Here is a 14464-nt window from a genome sequence, read left to right as displayed (position 1 = left end):
AAGGAGCATGTTCCCATGTCAGGAGAAACAGATACCATTTATGATGTGATAATTGCTGGCGCTGGTCCTGCTGGAATGACAGCAGCGGTGTATACCTCACGCGCGGAAATGAAGACCTTAATGCTCGAAAGAGGCATCCCTGGCGGCCAAGTGGCTAATACGGAGGACGTTGAGAACTATCCGGGTTATTCACATATTCTTGGGCCGGATTTATCAAATAAAATGTTTGAGCACGCGCGCAAGTTTGGTGCTGAGTATGCATATGGAGATATTAAGGAAATTGAAGATGGAATTGAGTACAAAACGGTACATGCCGGTAATAAAACCTACAAAACACGGTCTGTAATCGTCGCTACAGGTGCTGAGTATAAGCAGCTCGGGATTCCTGGTGAAAAAGAACTCGGCGGACGCGGCGTATCCTATTGCGCGGTCTGTGACGGAGCGTTTTTCCGTGATAAAGAAATCATTGTCGTTGGAGGCGGTGACTCCGCAGTAGAGGAAGCGGTTTATTTGACACGGTTTGCCAAAAAAGTTACCGTTGTCCATCGCCGAGACGAATTACGTGCTCAAAAAATTCTTCAGCAACGTGCATTTGTCAATGATCAAATTGAATTCAAATGGGATCACGTTGTGAAGGAAATTCATGATACAGATGGAAAAGTAAGCAGTGTGACCCTCGTGAATGTAAACACCGGAGAAGAATATGATTTCACTACCGAAGGAGTTTTCATTTATATTGGCCTTCTTCCTTTAAATAGTGCCGTTAAAGATTTAGGGATTACAAATGAGGAAGGTTACATTGAGACAAATGAAGAAATGGAAACGAATCGTGTAGGGATCTTTGCTGCCGGAGACATTCGGGAAAAGACGTTACGGCAAATTGTGACCGCAACCGGGGACGGTAGTTTAGCTGCCCAAAATGCCCAGTCCTATGTTGAGGAGTTGGGTAATAAAGTAGAGGCGTAGGATGGTGCGACTATAGACGGGGGTCGAACATTAATGAAGGGACAAAACGTTATGCGTTTTTAAAGCCTTTGTAACCACAGTGCAATAATTACACGTTATGATGAATGTAAGTTTAATTGACCCCCCTTTTATATAATTTTTGGTATCGCAAGGTGTTTAACCTTGCGTCTTTTTTTGTTAAATATGAAAGCGGTATCATTAAGTGGCTGATTTTGATATTTGTGGCCGTGCCGCTTTCAAGTTATAATAAAGGGAGGTGATAAACATGCAGCGTGTGGCCAATTGCGTGTTAACATATAATGAGCGGGTTTTATTGCTACAAAAACCGAGCAGAAATTGGATGGTTGCACCGGGAGGCAAGATGGAGCACGGTGAAACTCCGCTTGCTACGGTGAGAAGAGAATTTAAAGAAGAAACGGGTGTACAAATTATCACCCCGGAATTGAAGGCGGTTTCCACGGTGGTCATTCAGGAAGAAGGTCAAACGACCTCAGAGTGGATGCTGTTTTCATTTTTTGCGGAGAACTATAAAGGTAACGTATGGGAACGTTCGCCGGAAGGGATTTTACATTGGAAGAACCAAGAAGATGTATTTTCCCAACCGATGGCGCCGGGAGATCATGATCTATTCCAACACCTTTTAAAAAATGAAGGGATGTTGTTTAGTACATTTTATTATACACCTGATTTCCAGTTGCTGGATTTGAAGCACGAAACGGTGTAAAAGGGGTGCTGGTGTGAAAGACGATATCCAAATCGTTGTGATTACGGGGATGTCTGGAGCAGGAAAGACGGTAACGGTCCAAAGTCTTGAAGATCTTGGCTATTTCTGTATAGATAATTTGCCGCCAGCATTAATTCCGAAATTATTAGACCTCGTAGAAGGTGGAACGATGAATCGCGTTGCGCTCGTCATGGATTTACGTGGCCGGGAGTTCTTTGAGCAAGTATTTTCGGCTGTCAGCATGCTTGGGGATAAGCCGAATTTGCATACGCACATTCTATTTCTTGATGCCGATAACGAAAAGCTTGTGCAACGTTTTAAAGAAACGAGACGCTCCCATCCGTTAGCACCGGAGGGGGCATTATTGGATGGAATTAAGAAGGAGCGGAAAATTTTAGATGAGATTAAGGGCAGAGCCCGTTATCACATTGATACAACAGAACTGAGGCCTTTGGAATTACGGGCGGAAATTAATCGGCTGTTTACAGCCCCTGAGGAAATGACTTTTAGTGTTCATTTTATGTCTTTTGGGTTTAAGCACGGTGTACCCATTGATGCTGATCTCGTTTTTGACGTCCGATTTTTACCGAATCCACACTACATTGAACGGATGCGTCCATTAACCGGCATGGATCCGGATGTGGCTGAGTATGTGATGAAATGGGACGATACCAAAGAGTTTCTCACGAAGCTTGAGGATTTGCTCACCTTTATGTTGCCACTCTATAAACAAGAGGGAAAAAGCCAGGTGATTATTGCCCTTGGCTGTACAGGTGGAAAACATCGTTCGGTCACATTAGTTGAACATCTTGCGAATGTATATGGCAGTGATTATCAAGTGAATACGAGTCATCGCGAACAGAAAAATAGGGAGAGAGAGATCTAGTGGCTAACATGCAAAAAATAGTTGTTATTGGTGGGGGGACAGGACTATCGGTTTTATTACGGGGCCTGAAAACGTACCCAGTTGATATTTCGGCAATTGTAACAGTCGCAGATGATGGAGGGAGCTCCGGGTGGTTACGGAAAGAACTAAACGTACCGCCGCCCGGTGACGTACGTAATGTGCTTGTCTCCCTTGCCGAAGTTGAACCTTTGATTGAACGGTTATTTCAGCATCGGTTTGAAAATGGGGAGGGGCTTTCCGGTCATTCCCTAGGGAATCTGCTTATAGCAGGTATGACATCGATCACAGGGGATTTTGCCCGGGGTATTAGTGAATTAAGCGCGGTTCTTAATGTACGTGGAAATGTCTTACCTGCATCAAATGATAGTATCGAACTGGTCGCAAAGATGAATGACGGCAGTGTCGTACACGGGGAATCAAATATTCCGAAGGCGCGCAAACAAGTGAAAAAAATGTTCATTGAACCGACTCATCCGAAAGCCCTGCCTGCGAGTATCCAGGCGATCCGACAAGCAGATAAAATCATTATGGGGCCGGGAAGTCTATATACAAGTGTTTTGCCGAATTTATTGGTGCCTGACATTGCTAAAGAGATTTGCAAGGCGGAAGCAGAAAGGATATATATCTGTAATGTGATGACCCAAAGCGGGGAAACAGACGATTTTAAGGCTTCTGACCATATTAAAGCTCTGCATGACCATATAGGAGAAACAATGATTGACCGTATTTTTGTGAATGATACTGAGATTCCGGCGGATTTGATTGAACGTTATGCGGAGGAGAATGCATCTCCAGTGGTTTGTGATTATGCTTCATTGCAAGCGCTTGGTCTGCATGTGATATCAGATGATTTTATCCGCGTCGACGGGCCTTTACTCCGTCATGATGCTGATAAAATCTCAGCGATGATTCTTGAAGGCTAGTGCCTAGAGAAAATACGGGATAATGAATAAAAGGTGGTGAGCAATGAATGTCTTCCTTTGCAGCGATGACGAAAAAAGAGCTTACACAAGTAAACGCTGATCATTGTTGTGTAGAAGCAGAATTGGCAGCGCTCATTCGGATGAACGGCTCCCTATCCATCACGGATAAACGTATGGCCCTGGACATTACGACCGAGAATGCAGCGATCGCTAGAAGGATCTATACTCTTCTTAAACAGTGCTATGAAGACATGAAAGCTGAACTTGTTGTTCGTAAAAAAATGCGCTTAAAAAAAAATAATGTATATATTGTTCGGTTGTATGAGCGTGTAGAGGAGATCTTGGCCGATTTAAAAATTATGGATAAGGGATATACGTTTACACGAGCCATATCAGAGAATATCATCGCCAATAATTGCTGCAAAAGAGCTTATTTGCGCGGCGCGTTCCTCGCCGGCGGTTCCATTAACCACCCTGATACATCATCCTATCACTTAGAGATTTATTCTCCCTATGAAGAGCATAACCGATCCTTACAAGAGCTTATGGCAAGGTTTGAACTGGAAGCGCGCGTGCTAGAAAGAAAGAATGGATTTATCGTTTATATTAAGGAAAGCGAGAAAATTACAGAGTTCCTTAATATTATCGGTGCCCATCAAGCGCTTTTGTACTTTGAAGATGTTCGTATTATGAAGGATATGCGTAACTCTGTAAATCGCTTGGTGAACTGTGAGACCGCCAACTTAAATAAGACAGTGGGGGCAGCTTTGCGTCAAGTAGAAAATATAGAGCTTGTTGATTCAGAAGTCGGTTTGGAGCAACTGCCGGCAAAAGTCCGTGAAATTGCGGAACTACGTGTTAAACACCAAGATGTGACGTTAAAGGAACTTGGAGAGATGGTGGAGAGCGGGAAAGTGAGTAAATCGGGTGTTAATCACCGACTGCGTAAAATCGATGTGCTGGCTGAACAAATCCGTAACAATCAACCGTTAAAATTGCCACAAGGCTAGGGTGATAATTGTAGAAAGGGAGATTTGTAATGATTGAACGTGAAGTTAAAGTTAATCTGAAAACTGGCTTGCAGGCACGCCCGGCCGCTTTGTTCGTACAGGAAGCGAATCGTTATCAAGCGGATATTACAGTGGCAAAAAAGGGGCAAAAGGAAGCGAATGCTAAAAGCATCATGGGTGTTATGAGTCTTGCGATACGCACTGGTGATGTCCTTAACTTGTCTGCAGAGGGCGGGGACAAAGAAGAAGCAATGGAAGCGTTAGTGAATTATGTTAGCCAGGAATAGAAAAACCACGCTAGGAATGCGTGGTTTTTTCATTACTTAGTGCTTGTTGTGTCAAAGATGCTGTCGATGAGGCCGTAATCTTTCGCTTCTTCAGCGGTCATGAAGTTATCACGATCCGTATCACGTTGAATGACTTCAAGTGGTTGACCAGTACGATCGGCAAAAATTTGATTCAATCGTTCACGCATTTCGATGATGCGGCGTGCATGAATTTCGATATCAGAGGCTTGGCCTTGAGTGCCGCCCAATGGTTGGTGAATCATAATCTCGCTGTTTGGCAGAGCAAAACGCTGACCCATTTCACCGGCATTAAGAAGGAATGCGCCCATTGAGGCAGCCATACCAATGCAAATCGTTGATACTTTTGGTGTGATATATTGCATTGTATCGTAAATCGCCATGCCTGCTGAAATAGAGCCGCCGGGACTGTTAATATAAAGCGAAATGTCTTTATCCGGATCTTCGGCTTGAAGGAACAGCATTTGTGCAACGATTGAATTCGCTACATTGTCATCGATGCCTGAGCCAAGCATAATAATGCGGTCTTTGAGTAGACGTGAATAAATGTCATACGCCCGTTCTCCGCGGTTCGTTTGTTCAATAACTGTAGGTATTAGATTCATAAGTCTAATCCTCCTTCTTTAATCTCGTTTTGCGATTGTAATGCAAACTCATGCCAATAACAAGCATGTTGGTAACTAATTAACATCATACCCTATTGGTCAATAAAGGTCAAATATATTGCATGATTACACACTACTTATATTTACCGTTTTCGCCGTACTTCAAACCGTCATCTTCTTCTGGATTTTATTAGAATAATACGATATAATCAAAAATAAATCACGAAACGATTATTGCTTGGTCAACGACGTTTGGCGCAAACCGTATATGAATGAAAAGGCGGAGAGTTTCAGCCGGTTTACGGAAAAGCTTGATTGCCTCCTGCTGACCGTAGAATGTAACGTTGAGGGAATCGTTTGTTTTTGTTCCTTTAGGGGCATCAATGAGTGATTTCGGGAGTATTTATAAATAAAAAGAAAGCGCTTACAAATTGGGGGGTCGGTTATGAATCTTGAGATGGGATTGTTGCAGCAACAAACGATGAGGCTGGCCATGACGCAACAATTGCGTCAAGCCATATCCCTGTTACAGTACTCAACGCTGGAATTGTCTGAGTATATAGATGAGCAGGCGTTAGAAAATCCATTACTTGAAGTTAGTCATTCCAATGATGAAAACATGACTCCGGATCATCCTGTATTGTGGCAAGATCGGCAGGAAAGCAGCGGAGAAGTAGGAAAAGAACCGTACCTTGATCATCTAGGTGATCATGAGAAAAGTTTAACCGATCATTTAATGGCTCAAGTTCGGCTGCTAAAGAAAGACGAGGACACAAAGGAACAATTGGAATACCTTATCAATCATTTAGATCCTCATGGGTATCTGCTTTTAAGTGAAGAAGATGCGATCACTGAACTTGATATCGACCCGGAGCATTACCATAGTTTATGTAGCTTTTTGCAACATTTAGATCCAGTTGGTGTAGGTGCCCGAAACCTTTCAGAATTCCTGCTTATTCAACTGTATAATCTACCTGAAGAACACCCACTCACCGAGACGATCGTTTTTAACTATCTGCAGCCATTTGCAGAGAAGAAATGGAAATGGTTGAGCGAAGAATTACAAGTCACGCTGTCGGAAATTCAAAGTGTCCATGACTTTATTCAAACGTTGAACCCGCGGCCGGCTCAAGGGTTTGGTGAAGAACACCCAGAATATGTTAAACCTGACGTTTACGTGGAGAAACAGGATGGAAAATGGACGGTACTGCTTAATGATGATTCACTTCCACGCATACGTCTCAATCGCCAATACCGCCACCTGCTTGAACAAAAGAGTGATAAAGAAGCATTTGATTACGCGCATTCGAAATACAAACAGCTCGTCTGGCTATTGAAAAGTATCGATCAACGGCAACAAACGATTCGCGCGGTTACTGAAGCGATTGTTGATTATCAACAAGACTTCTTGGAAACCGGTAAACTGCGCCCCATGACGCTGAAGCATATTGCCGAACTTGCAGAAGTTCACGAATCAACGGTTTCAAGAACAACGACACAAAAATATATCCAAACGCCTCGTGGTTGTTTCGAGTTAAAATCATTTTTTAGCAAAGGCCTTGTAAGTGATGACGGTGGAGAAACTTCGGCATCGGTCCTAAAGCAGTCCATTCGGTGCTGGGTAGAGGAGGAAGATAAACGAAAGCCGCTTTCCGATCAAAAAATGGCTGACCGTTTTAAGCTCGAAGGTGGTGTGATTGTCTCACGGCGTGCCATCGCCAAATACCGTGATGAACTCAATATCCCTGCTTCATCAAAACGAAAACGCTTTGCCTAAGACACTGCCCAAAATCCGGTGTGATGACAAACCATCACATCGGATTTTTTAATCAACCCATATATAAACCGTTCATTTAGTGCTGCGGCTAAGTAATGACGATATCCCTGAATTTTTAGGACAACCTGAGAACTTGCTCAGTCAGCTCCGTTGTGTATGAACACATGGACATTAGGTTAAGCTACCTCTGCGCAATATGTATTGCATAAGTAGACTACATTCGCTATAATGAATATATCAACAACTGGGAACGAAAATGTCATAGCGGGACTTTTTCGTTCCCGAAAAAGAAGTGATTCCTTCCATGCTGGATTTCATTGAATTGCAAAAAAAGTTGCTCCCAGACATTCTGGAGCACTTAAACCGTCGTTATGATATTTTGCAATTCATTCGGTTAAGCGCACCGGTAGGAAGACGTGCGCTTGCTGCTGATTTGCAAATTTCAGAACGTGTTCTTCGAAAAGAAGTCGAGCTTTTTAAGGACCAAAACCTTTTAAAAGTAGAATCCGGTGGTATGGTGCTCACAAGCGAAGGGTTGATACTTCTTGATCAACTAGAGCCGATGATCCAAAGCATTTCTGGCCGCTCACAGCTTGAGAAAGATTTGGAAGATGCACTAGGTGTTTCGAAAGTCATTGTGACAACAGGCGATAGTGATGTGAAGAACTGGGTAAAAAAAGAGATGAGCCGGGCCTGTGTGCGCGAAATGATCCAAACGCTAGCCCCCGGGGATGTTGTAGCAGTTGCCGGTGGGACGACACTTGCTACATTAGCCTCTTCGGTTTATCCGGATCCTGCCCTCCGTGAGATTACCTTTGTTCCTGCCCGTGGAGGCCTGGGTGAAAATGTAGATTTACAGTCGAATACAATTAGTGCTGAGTTAGCAAGAAGTGCAAATGCTCAGTACCGGCTTTTACATGTACCAGACCAGTTGAGTGACCTAGCGTATGATTCTCTTATTCACGAACCTGGCATTAAGGAATTGTTAAACCTGATCCGCTCACCGCGAATGGTCATTCATAGCGTCGGTGATGCACAAACAATGGCAATCAGGCGAAGCTCGGATCCGCATAAACTTCAGCTTCTAAAAGATCGAGAAGCGATAGCAGAAGCTTTTGGGTATTATTTCGACAACCAAGGAAATGTTGTTCATAAAGAAAAAACGATCGGGCTGCAGCTTGATGATTTAGGTAGTGAACAAACCGTAGTGACCATAGCCGGCGGCGTTTCCAAGGCGGAAGCCATTGTTGCGTATATGACGTACAAACCAAGTGGTTTGCTAATTACAGATGAAGGAGCAGCAAAAGCTGTAATGACACTTTTACATTAATAAGAGGAGGAATTTGGGAATGGCAACAAAAGTAGGCATTAATGGATTTGGGAGAATTGGTCGGTTAGTTTTTCGTGCCGCAATGTTAAATGATGAAGTTGAAGTGGTTGCAATTAATGATCTTACAGATGCAGATATGCTCGCCCACTTGCTTAAATACGATACCGTTCATGGAGCGTTTCCAGAAGAAGTAAAAGTAGATGGCGATGACCTCATTATTGGGGATAAAAAAATCAATGTCAGTTCTGAAAAAGATCCGGCAAGTATTAAGTGGGACAAACACGGCGTAGAAGTCGTCGTTGATGCAACTGGACGCTTTACACAACGTGATGATGCAGCGAAGCACCTTGAGGGCGGCGCAAAAAGAGTTGTGATCTCTGCACCAGGTAAAGAAGTGGATCAGACATTCGTTATCGGGGTAAATGAGGAAGAGTATTCTCCTGATCAACACTATGTCGTTTCGAACGCTTCCTGTACGACAAACTGTTTAGCGCCACTTGCGAAAGCATTAAATGATGAGTTCGGGATTCGCCGCGGTTTGATGAACACGGTGCATTCTTATACGAATGATCAGCAGATTCTAGATTTGCCGCATAAAGACTATCGCCGTGCGCGTGCCGCAGCTGAGAACATTATTCCAACTTCAACAGGAGCAGCAAAAGCGGTTGCGCTTGTCCTTCCTGAACTTGAAGGGAAATTAAACGGCGGCGCCATGCGTGTACCAACGCCGAACGTCTCCCTTGTTGACTTTGTCGTTGAACTGGAAAAGGATGTTACAGCTGATGAAGTGAATGCAGCTATGAAGAAGCTATCTGAAACCAGCATGAAAGGTGTCCTTGGCTATAGTGAAGAACCACTCGTTTCCAGTGATTATAGCGGAAACAACGTGTCTTCAACGGTTGATGCCCTTTCAACATTAACCATGGAAGGAAACATGGTTAAAATGATCGCTTGGTATGATAATGAATTCGGATATTCCAGCCGCGTCGTTGATTTAGTCGCACATATGGCACGTAAAGGGTTATAATAAAAGACGATGTGAAAAGGGGGGAGAGGACGTTGACGTTTGGCTCCCCTTTTTTCGTATAAAATACATAGTTTGGAATAGGAGGGTGATCGGGTGTGAAGAAAAAGACGATTCATGACCTCGAGTTAAACGGAAAGTCGGTTTTTTGTAGAGTTGATTTCAACGTTCCTTTGCAAGACGGAAAGGTAGCCGACGACACGAGAATTCGTGCCGCTTTGCCTACGATTCAGTACTTACAAGAGCAAGGGGCAAAAGTCATTCTCGCGAGTCATTTGGGCCGGCCTAAGGGAGAAGTCGTCGATGAACTTCGCCTGGATCCGGTCGCCAAGCGACTGGAAGATTTCCTTGAGAAAAAGGTCTATAAAGTTGACGAAGTCGTCGGGTCGTCTGTTAAACAAACGTTTGATCAATTATCCTCTGGCGACATTCTCTTATTGGAAAATGTACGCTTTGAAGCCGGTGAGGAGAAAAATGATCCGGAGCTTGCGAAAGAAATGGCCGCCCTCGTTGATGTTTATGTCAACGATGCGTTTGGTGCTGCCCATCGTGCCCATGCCTCTACCGAAGGTATTACCCATCACTTGCCATCGGCTGCAGGTCTATTGCTTGAAAAAGAGCTCGATGTGTTAGGGTCAGCATTATCTGAACCGAAGCGCCCGTTCACGGCCATTATTGGCGGAGCGAAAGTGAAGGATAAAATCGATGTCATTGACCACCTTCTTGATAAAGTGGATACCCTTTTGCTCGGCGGCGGTTTAGCTTATACATTTGTAAAAGCGCAGGGCTATGAAATCGGTCAATCACTCCTTGAAGAAGATAAAATCGATTTGGCACAGCAATTCATGGAAAAAGCGGAACGCAATCAAGTGCAGCTCCTGCTTCCAGTGGATGTGAAAGTTGCTGATGATTTTAGCGAAGATGCCTCAACACGCATTGTGAACATTGCAGATATTCCATCCGATTGGGAAGCTCTCGACATTGGAGCGAAAACGCTTGAAGCATTTTCTGAGGTTATCCAATCATCTGAACTCGTCATCTGGAACGGACCGATGGGTGTATTCGAAATGGACGCGTTTGCAGAAGGAACCAAGGGTGTAGCAAAGGCACTTGCGAATGCAAAAGCGTATACGATTATCGGTGGTGGCGATTCAGCAGCTGCCGTAGAGAAATTTCAACTTGCTGATCAAATGAGTCATATTTCCACAGGTGGCGGCGCATCATTAGAATTTATGGAGGGAAAAGAACTTCCAGGCGTCGTTGCTATTGATGAACAAACGTAATAAAGAGAGGTGGATGTAACATGCGTACTCCATTTATTGCAGGGAATTGGAAAATGAATCTAGACGATAATGAAGCTTTGGCATTTGTAGATGCTGTTAAAGACCGCATACCTTCACAGGATGAGATCGAAAGTGCTCTTTGTGCCCAGTCCGTTTCCTTGAAAGGAATGGCAGAAAAAGCTTCAGGTACGGATCTAATCATCGGGGCTCAAGATGTGCACGAAGAACAGAGCGGAGCTTTTACAGGTGAGGTCAGTGCGCCCGCCTTAACATCAGCGGGTATTGAGCTAGTGATCATCGGGCATTCCGAACGTCGGGAAATGTTTAATGACACAGATGAAAGGGTGAATCGCAAACTTCATGCTGCGTTGAATCATGGTTTAACACCCATTGTTTGTGTCGGAGAAAAATTGGAGGAACGTGAAGCGGGACAAGCGGAACAAGTCGTACGTACACAAATAGAAAAAGCATTGAAAGACGTTCCCGGTCCTAAGGTTGAAGGCATTGTGATTGCCTATGAGCCGGTTTGGGCGATCGGGACAGGTAAATCTTCAAATCCGCAGGATGCAGGTGAAATGTGCAAGACGATTCGTACGCACATTCGTGAATTACAGGGAGAGTCTGCAGCCGAAGCTGTCCGTATTCAATACGGTGGTAGTGTTAAGCCAGAGAACATTGCTGATTACTTGGCGGAAGAGGATATTGATGGGGCCCTTGTTGGTGGTGCCAGCACGAAGGTTGAGTCTTATCTCGCTTTATTGGAGGCATCTTCCCGATGAGAAAGCAGTCGCCGCACGCACTGATTATTCTCGATGGTTTTGCCCTTCGAGACGATGATCATGGAAACGCTGTTGCCCAAGCCCATACGCCTAATTTTGATCGTTTATGGGAGAACTATCCACATGCGACACTTTCCACTTCAGGCGAAAGTGTCGGGTTGCCAAGCGGTCAAATGGGCAATTCGGAAGTCGGCCATATGAACATCGGGGCTGGACGCATCGTTTACCAGAACTTGTCACTCATTAATAAAGGTATTCAAGCTGGCACTTTTTTTGAAAATGAAGCTTTTCTCCGTGCACTTCAGCATGTCAAAAATCATGATAGTGCCCTTCACCTTTATGGATTATTATCAGATGGGGGCGTTCATAGCCATATTGATCATGTTATCGCTCTCCTGCAACTAGCGAACCAAGAAGGGATCACGAATGTGTATGTGCACGCTTTTCTTGATGGAAGGGATGTAGGACAGCAAAGCGCTAAGGCATATATCGAACAGCTACAAGCCGAAATGAAAAAAATCGGAACGGGGCAACTCGCAAGCATCCATGGGCGTTATTATGCTATGGATCGTGACCAGCGTTGGGAACGTATCCAAAAATCATACAATGTGCTCGTGTACGGAAAAGGAAAAGAAGCCGTTGATCCGCTGGAAGCTGTAGATGACTCCTACGAGCAAGGGATCTATGATGAATTCGTCGAACCGACTGTCATGCAAAATCATGAAGGAGAACCCATTGGAACAATATTTGACCGCGACGCGATGATTAGTTTTAACTTTCGTCCAGACCGGGTTATCCAGCTTACGGAGGCTTTAGCAGCGGAAAGTTTCATTAGCTTTGAACGTGGAGACAAGCATCCCCAAACGCTTTATGATGTAACGATGACACACTACCATGATACGTTTACAGCTGATGTTGCATTTCCACCATTGCAATTGCCGAATACGCTAGGTGAAGTGATTTCTGAGGCTGGGTTAAAGCAATTACGGATCGCTGAAACAGAGAAGTACCCGCACGTTACTTTTTTCCTGAATGGCGGGCGTGATCAGGTTTTTGATGGTGAAGAGAGAATTTTGATTGATTCACCAAAGGTTGCCACTTATGACTTGCAACCGGAAATGAGTGCGGCAGAGGTTTCGAGCGCTCTGTTAAACACCATTAAGAATGACCAGCATGATGCCATTGTTCTTAATTTCGCCAATCCCGATATGGTAGGGCATTCTGGTAAGTTGGAGCCAACGATTGCCGCTGTTGAAGCCATCGATGAGAATCTCGGTCAGATTATAGAAGCGATTCACGATAAAGGCGGATCGGTCATCGTCACCGCCGATCATGGCAACGCTGATGAAGTGATTGATGCAAACGGAAATGCAATGACAACACATACGACCTACCCTGTTCCGGTCATTGTTACAAAATCAAAGGCTAAGCTTCGTAATGACGGAATTCTCGCCGATTTGGCACCTACACTTCTTTCATTGCTTGGTATCCAACAACCAGCAGATATGACAGGGCAAAATTTGATTAAAGGAGAAGATGAGTAATGACGATGATTGCTGATGTATTGGCACGTGAAGTACTTGACTCCCGAGGGAATCCAACGATTGAGGTCGAGGTCGTTACAGAAGAAGGTGTGCTTGGACGTTCACTCGTTCCAAGCGGCGCTTCCACCGGTGAACATGAAGCCGTTGAATTACGAGACGGCGGTGAGCGCCTGATGGGAAAGGGCGTTCTAAAAGCAGTGGAAAATGTGAATGGTGAAATCGCGTCACAACTTGTTGGCGTTGACGTCACCGACCAGCTCGGCATCGACCATCTTTTGATTGAGCTGGACGGCACACCGAACAAGGAACATCTCGGCGCAAATGCCATCCTTGGCGTATCGATGGCTTGTGCCTATGCGGCTGCTGAAGAATTAGGACTAGAGCTTTACGAGTACCTTGGCGGTTTTAATGCGAAGACATTGCCTGTGCCGATGATGAACATTTTAAACGGCGGTGAACATGCGGATAATAGTGTTGATTTGCAAGAATTTATGATTATGCCTGCAGGTGCTACAGACTTTCGGAGCGCTTTAATTATTGGAGCAGAAATTTTCCACACCTTGAAAAAAGTGCTCAAAGAAAAAGGCTACAATACAGCTGTGGGCGATGAAGGCGGCTTTGCACCGGATTTAAAATCGAATGAAGAAGCCCTTGCGACGATCATTGAAGCGATTGAAAGTGCAGGTTATAAGCCGGGAGAAGATGTCGTTCTTGCGATGGATGCAGCTGCATCTGAGATGTACGATGATGGGAAATATCATTTAAAAGGTGAAGGTGTCGTTAAAACGGCCGATGAAATGATTGAGTTTTATCAAACGCTTGCAGACAAGTACCCGATTGTTTCGATTGAAGATGGTTTAGATGAAAACGATTGGGAAGGATGGAAAAAATTAACTGATGCGATTGGCGATCGCGTTCAACTCGTTGGAGACGATTTATTCGTCACCAATACGGAAAAGCTCTCCAAAGGTATTGAACGCGGGATTGGCAATTCAATCTTGATTAAGGTGAACCAAATCGGTACCCTAACCGAAACCTTCGATGCGATTGAAATGGCGAAAAAAGCCGGTTATACAGCTGTTATCTCCCATCGTTCTGGTGAAACGGAAGATGCCACAATAGCTGACATTGCTGTTGCTATTAATGCCGGTCAAATCAAAACAGGTGCTCCTTCAAGAACAGATCGGGTAGCTAAGTACAATCAATTGCTCCGTATCCATGACCAGCTTGGCGGTCGAGCTGCTTACCCTGGAAACGAAACATTTTATAATCTCAAATAAGAGTGTA

14 protein-coding genes are annotated in these 14464 nt (G+C 44.4%); 13 read left to right on the top strand and 1 reads right to left on the bottom strand.

Annotation, left to right across the window (positions count from 1 at the left end; all coding sequences use genetic code 11):
* The first annotated feature begins 15 nt into the window (after positions 1 to 15).
* The 6 genes from trxB (at position 16) to HNR44_RS11290 (ending at position 4817) form a co-directional block, all read left to right on the top strand.
* Positions 16 to 966 (top strand): thioredoxin-disulfide reductase, encoded by a 951-nt coding sequence (trxB, locus tag HNR44_RS11315; RefSeq protein WP_184404385.1) that lies wholly within the window; start codon positions 16 to 18, stop codon positions 964 to 966.
* A 265-nt stretch (positions 967 to 1231) separates the two neighbouring features.
* On the top strand, positions 1232 to 1690 hold the full coding sequence (locus tag HNR44_RS11310) for an NUDIX hydrolase (RefSeq protein ID WP_184404384.1): 459 nt from the start codon (positions 1232 to 1234) through the stop codon (positions 1688 to 1690).
* A gap of 13 nt (positions 1691 to 1703) precedes the next feature.
* A complete protein-coding gene (rapZ, locus tag HNR44_RS11305) occupies positions 1704 to 2576 on the top strand; it encodes an RNase adapter RapZ (protein ID WP_184404383.1) in 873 nt (290 codons plus the stop codon).
* An 8-nt stretch (positions 2577 to 2584) separates the two neighbouring features.
* Positions 2585 to 3520, top strand: a complete 936-nt coding sequence (locus HNR44_RS11300) for a gluconeogenesis factor YvcK family protein (RefSeq protein WP_184404684.1) — start codon at positions 2585 to 2587, stop codon at positions 3518 to 3520.
* A 47-nt stretch (positions 3521 to 3567) separates the two neighbouring features.
* Entirely contained in the window at positions 3568 to 4530 is a 963-nt protein-coding gene (whiA, locus tag HNR44_RS11295; protein ID WP_184404382.1) for a DNA-binding protein WhiA, read from the top strand.
* 29 nt (positions 4531 to 4559) lie between these two features.
* Positions 4560 to 4817: an HPr family phosphocarrier protein gene (locus HNR44_RS11290; RefSeq protein WP_184404381.1), complete on the top strand. Its 258-nt coding sequence runs from the start codon at positions 4560 to 4562 to the stop codon at positions 4815 to 4817.
* Positions 4818 to 4849: 32 nt separating this feature from the next.
* On the opposite strand, the gene clpP is transcribed toward HNR44_RS11290, so the two are convergent.
* A complete protein-coding gene (gene clpP / locus HNR44_RS11285; protein ID WP_184404379.1) occupies positions 4850 to 5440 on the bottom strand; it encodes an ATP-dependent Clp endopeptidase proteolytic subunit ClpP in 591 nt (196 codons plus the stop codon).
* Between the two features lie 445 nt (positions 5441 to 5885).
* Here clpP and rpoN point away from each other — a divergent pair, with 445 nt between their 5' ends.
* From rpoN to eno, 7 genes are all read left to right on the top strand, one after another.
* Positions 5886 to 7217 carry an RNA polymerase factor sigma-54 gene (gene rpoN, locus HNR44_RS11280; RefSeq protein ID WP_184404378.1) on the top strand — a complete coding sequence of 444 codons (1332 nt, stop codon included), beginning with the start codon at positions 5886 to 5888 and terminating at the stop codon, positions 7215 to 7217.
* A 304-nt stretch (positions 7218 to 7521) separates the two neighbouring features.
* A complete protein-coding gene (locus tag HNR44_RS11275) occupies positions 7522 to 8547 on the top strand; it encodes a sugar-binding transcriptional regulator (protein ID WP_184404377.1) in 1026 nt (341 codons plus the stop codon).
* 19 nt (positions 8548 to 8566) lie between these two features.
* Positions 8567 to 9574, top strand: coding sequence for a type I glyceraldehyde-3-phosphate dehydrogenase (gene gap / locus HNR44_RS11270; RefSeq protein WP_184404376.1), 1008 nt, complete (start codon positions 8567 to 8569; stop codon positions 9572 to 9574).
* A 95-nt stretch (positions 9575 to 9669) separates the two neighbouring features.
* Positions 9670 to 10854, top strand: a complete 1185-nt coding sequence (locus tag HNR44_RS11265) for a phosphoglycerate kinase (protein ID WP_184404375.1) — start codon at positions 9670 to 9672, stop codon at positions 10852 to 10854.
* A gap of 20 nt (positions 10855 to 10874) precedes the next feature.
* Entirely contained in the window at positions 10875 to 11633 is a 759-nt protein-coding gene (gene tpiA / locus HNR44_RS11260; protein ID WP_184404374.1) for a triose-phosphate isomerase, read from the top strand.
* Positions 11630 to 13177, top strand: a complete 1548-nt coding sequence (gene gpmI, locus HNR44_RS11255) for a 2,3-bisphosphoglycerate-independent phosphoglycerate mutase (RefSeq protein ID WP_184404373.1) — start codon at positions 11630 to 11632, stop codon at positions 13175 to 13177. Before tpiA ends, gpmI begins: the two co-directional genes overlap by 4 nt.
* Positions 13177 to 14457 carry a phosphopyruvate hydratase gene (eno, locus tag HNR44_RS11250; RefSeq protein WP_184404372.1) on the top strand — a complete coding sequence of 427 codons (1281 nt, stop codon included), beginning with the start codon at positions 13177 to 13179 and terminating at the stop codon, positions 14455 to 14457. The genes gpmI and eno overlap by 1 nt, the downstream gene beginning before the upstream one ends.
* The last annotated feature ends 7 nt before the right edge of the window (positions 14458 to 14464 follow it).

The sequence above is a fragment of the Geomicrobium halophilum genome (assembly GCF_014207655.1).
In the GTDB taxonomy this organism is placed as follows: domain Bacteria; phylum Bacillota; class Bacilli; order Bacillales; family Marinococcaceae; genus Geomicrobium; species Geomicrobium halophilum.
Note: the sequence above shows the minus strand (reverse complement) of the source record. Positions and strands in the feature narration are given on the sequence as shown.

Coding starts and splice junctions, on each gene's coding strand:
- trxB (WP_184404385.1), top strand. CDS start 16: ATGTCAGGAGAAACAGATACCATTTATGATGTGATAATTGCTGGCGCT.
- HNR44_RS11310 (WP_184404384.1), top strand. CDS start 1,232: ATGCAGCGTGTGGCCAATTGCGTGTTAACATATAATGAGCGGGTTTTA.
- HNR44_RS11300 (WP_184404684.1), top strand. CDS start 2,585: ATGCAAAAAATAGTTGTTATTGGTGGGGGGACAGGACTATCGGTTTTA.
- whiA (WP_184404382.1), top strand. CDS start 3,568: ATGTCTTCCTTTGCAGCGATGACGAAAAAAGAGCTTACACAAGTAAAC.
- HNR44_RS11290 (WP_184404381.1), top strand. CDS start 4,560: ATGATTGAACGTGAAGTTAAAGTTAATCTGAAAACTGGCTTGCAGGCA.
- clpP (WP_184404379.1), bottom strand. CDS start 5,440: ATGAATCTAATACCTACAGTTATTGAACAAACGAACCGCGGAGAACGG.
- rpoN (WP_184404378.1), top strand. CDS start 5,886: ATGAATCTTGAGATGGGATTGTTGCAGCAACAAACGATGAGGCTGGCC.
- HNR44_RS11275 (WP_184404377.1), top strand. CDS start 7,522: ATGCTGGATTTCATTGAATTGCAAAAAAAGTTGCTCCCAGACATTCTG.
- gap (WP_184404376.1), top strand. CDS start 8,567: ATGGCAACAAAAGTAGGCATTAATGGATTTGGGAGAATTGGTCGGTTA.
- tpiA (WP_184404374.1), top strand. CDS start 10,875: ATGCGTACTCCATTTATTGCAGGGAATTGGAAAATGAATCTAGACGAT.
- gpmI (WP_184404373.1), top strand. CDS start 11,630: ATGAGAAAGCAGTCGCCGCACGCACTGATTATTCTCGATGGTTTTGCC.
- eno (WP_184404372.1), top strand. CDS start 13,177: ATGACGATGATTGCTGATGTATTGGCACGTGAAGTACTTGACTCCCGA.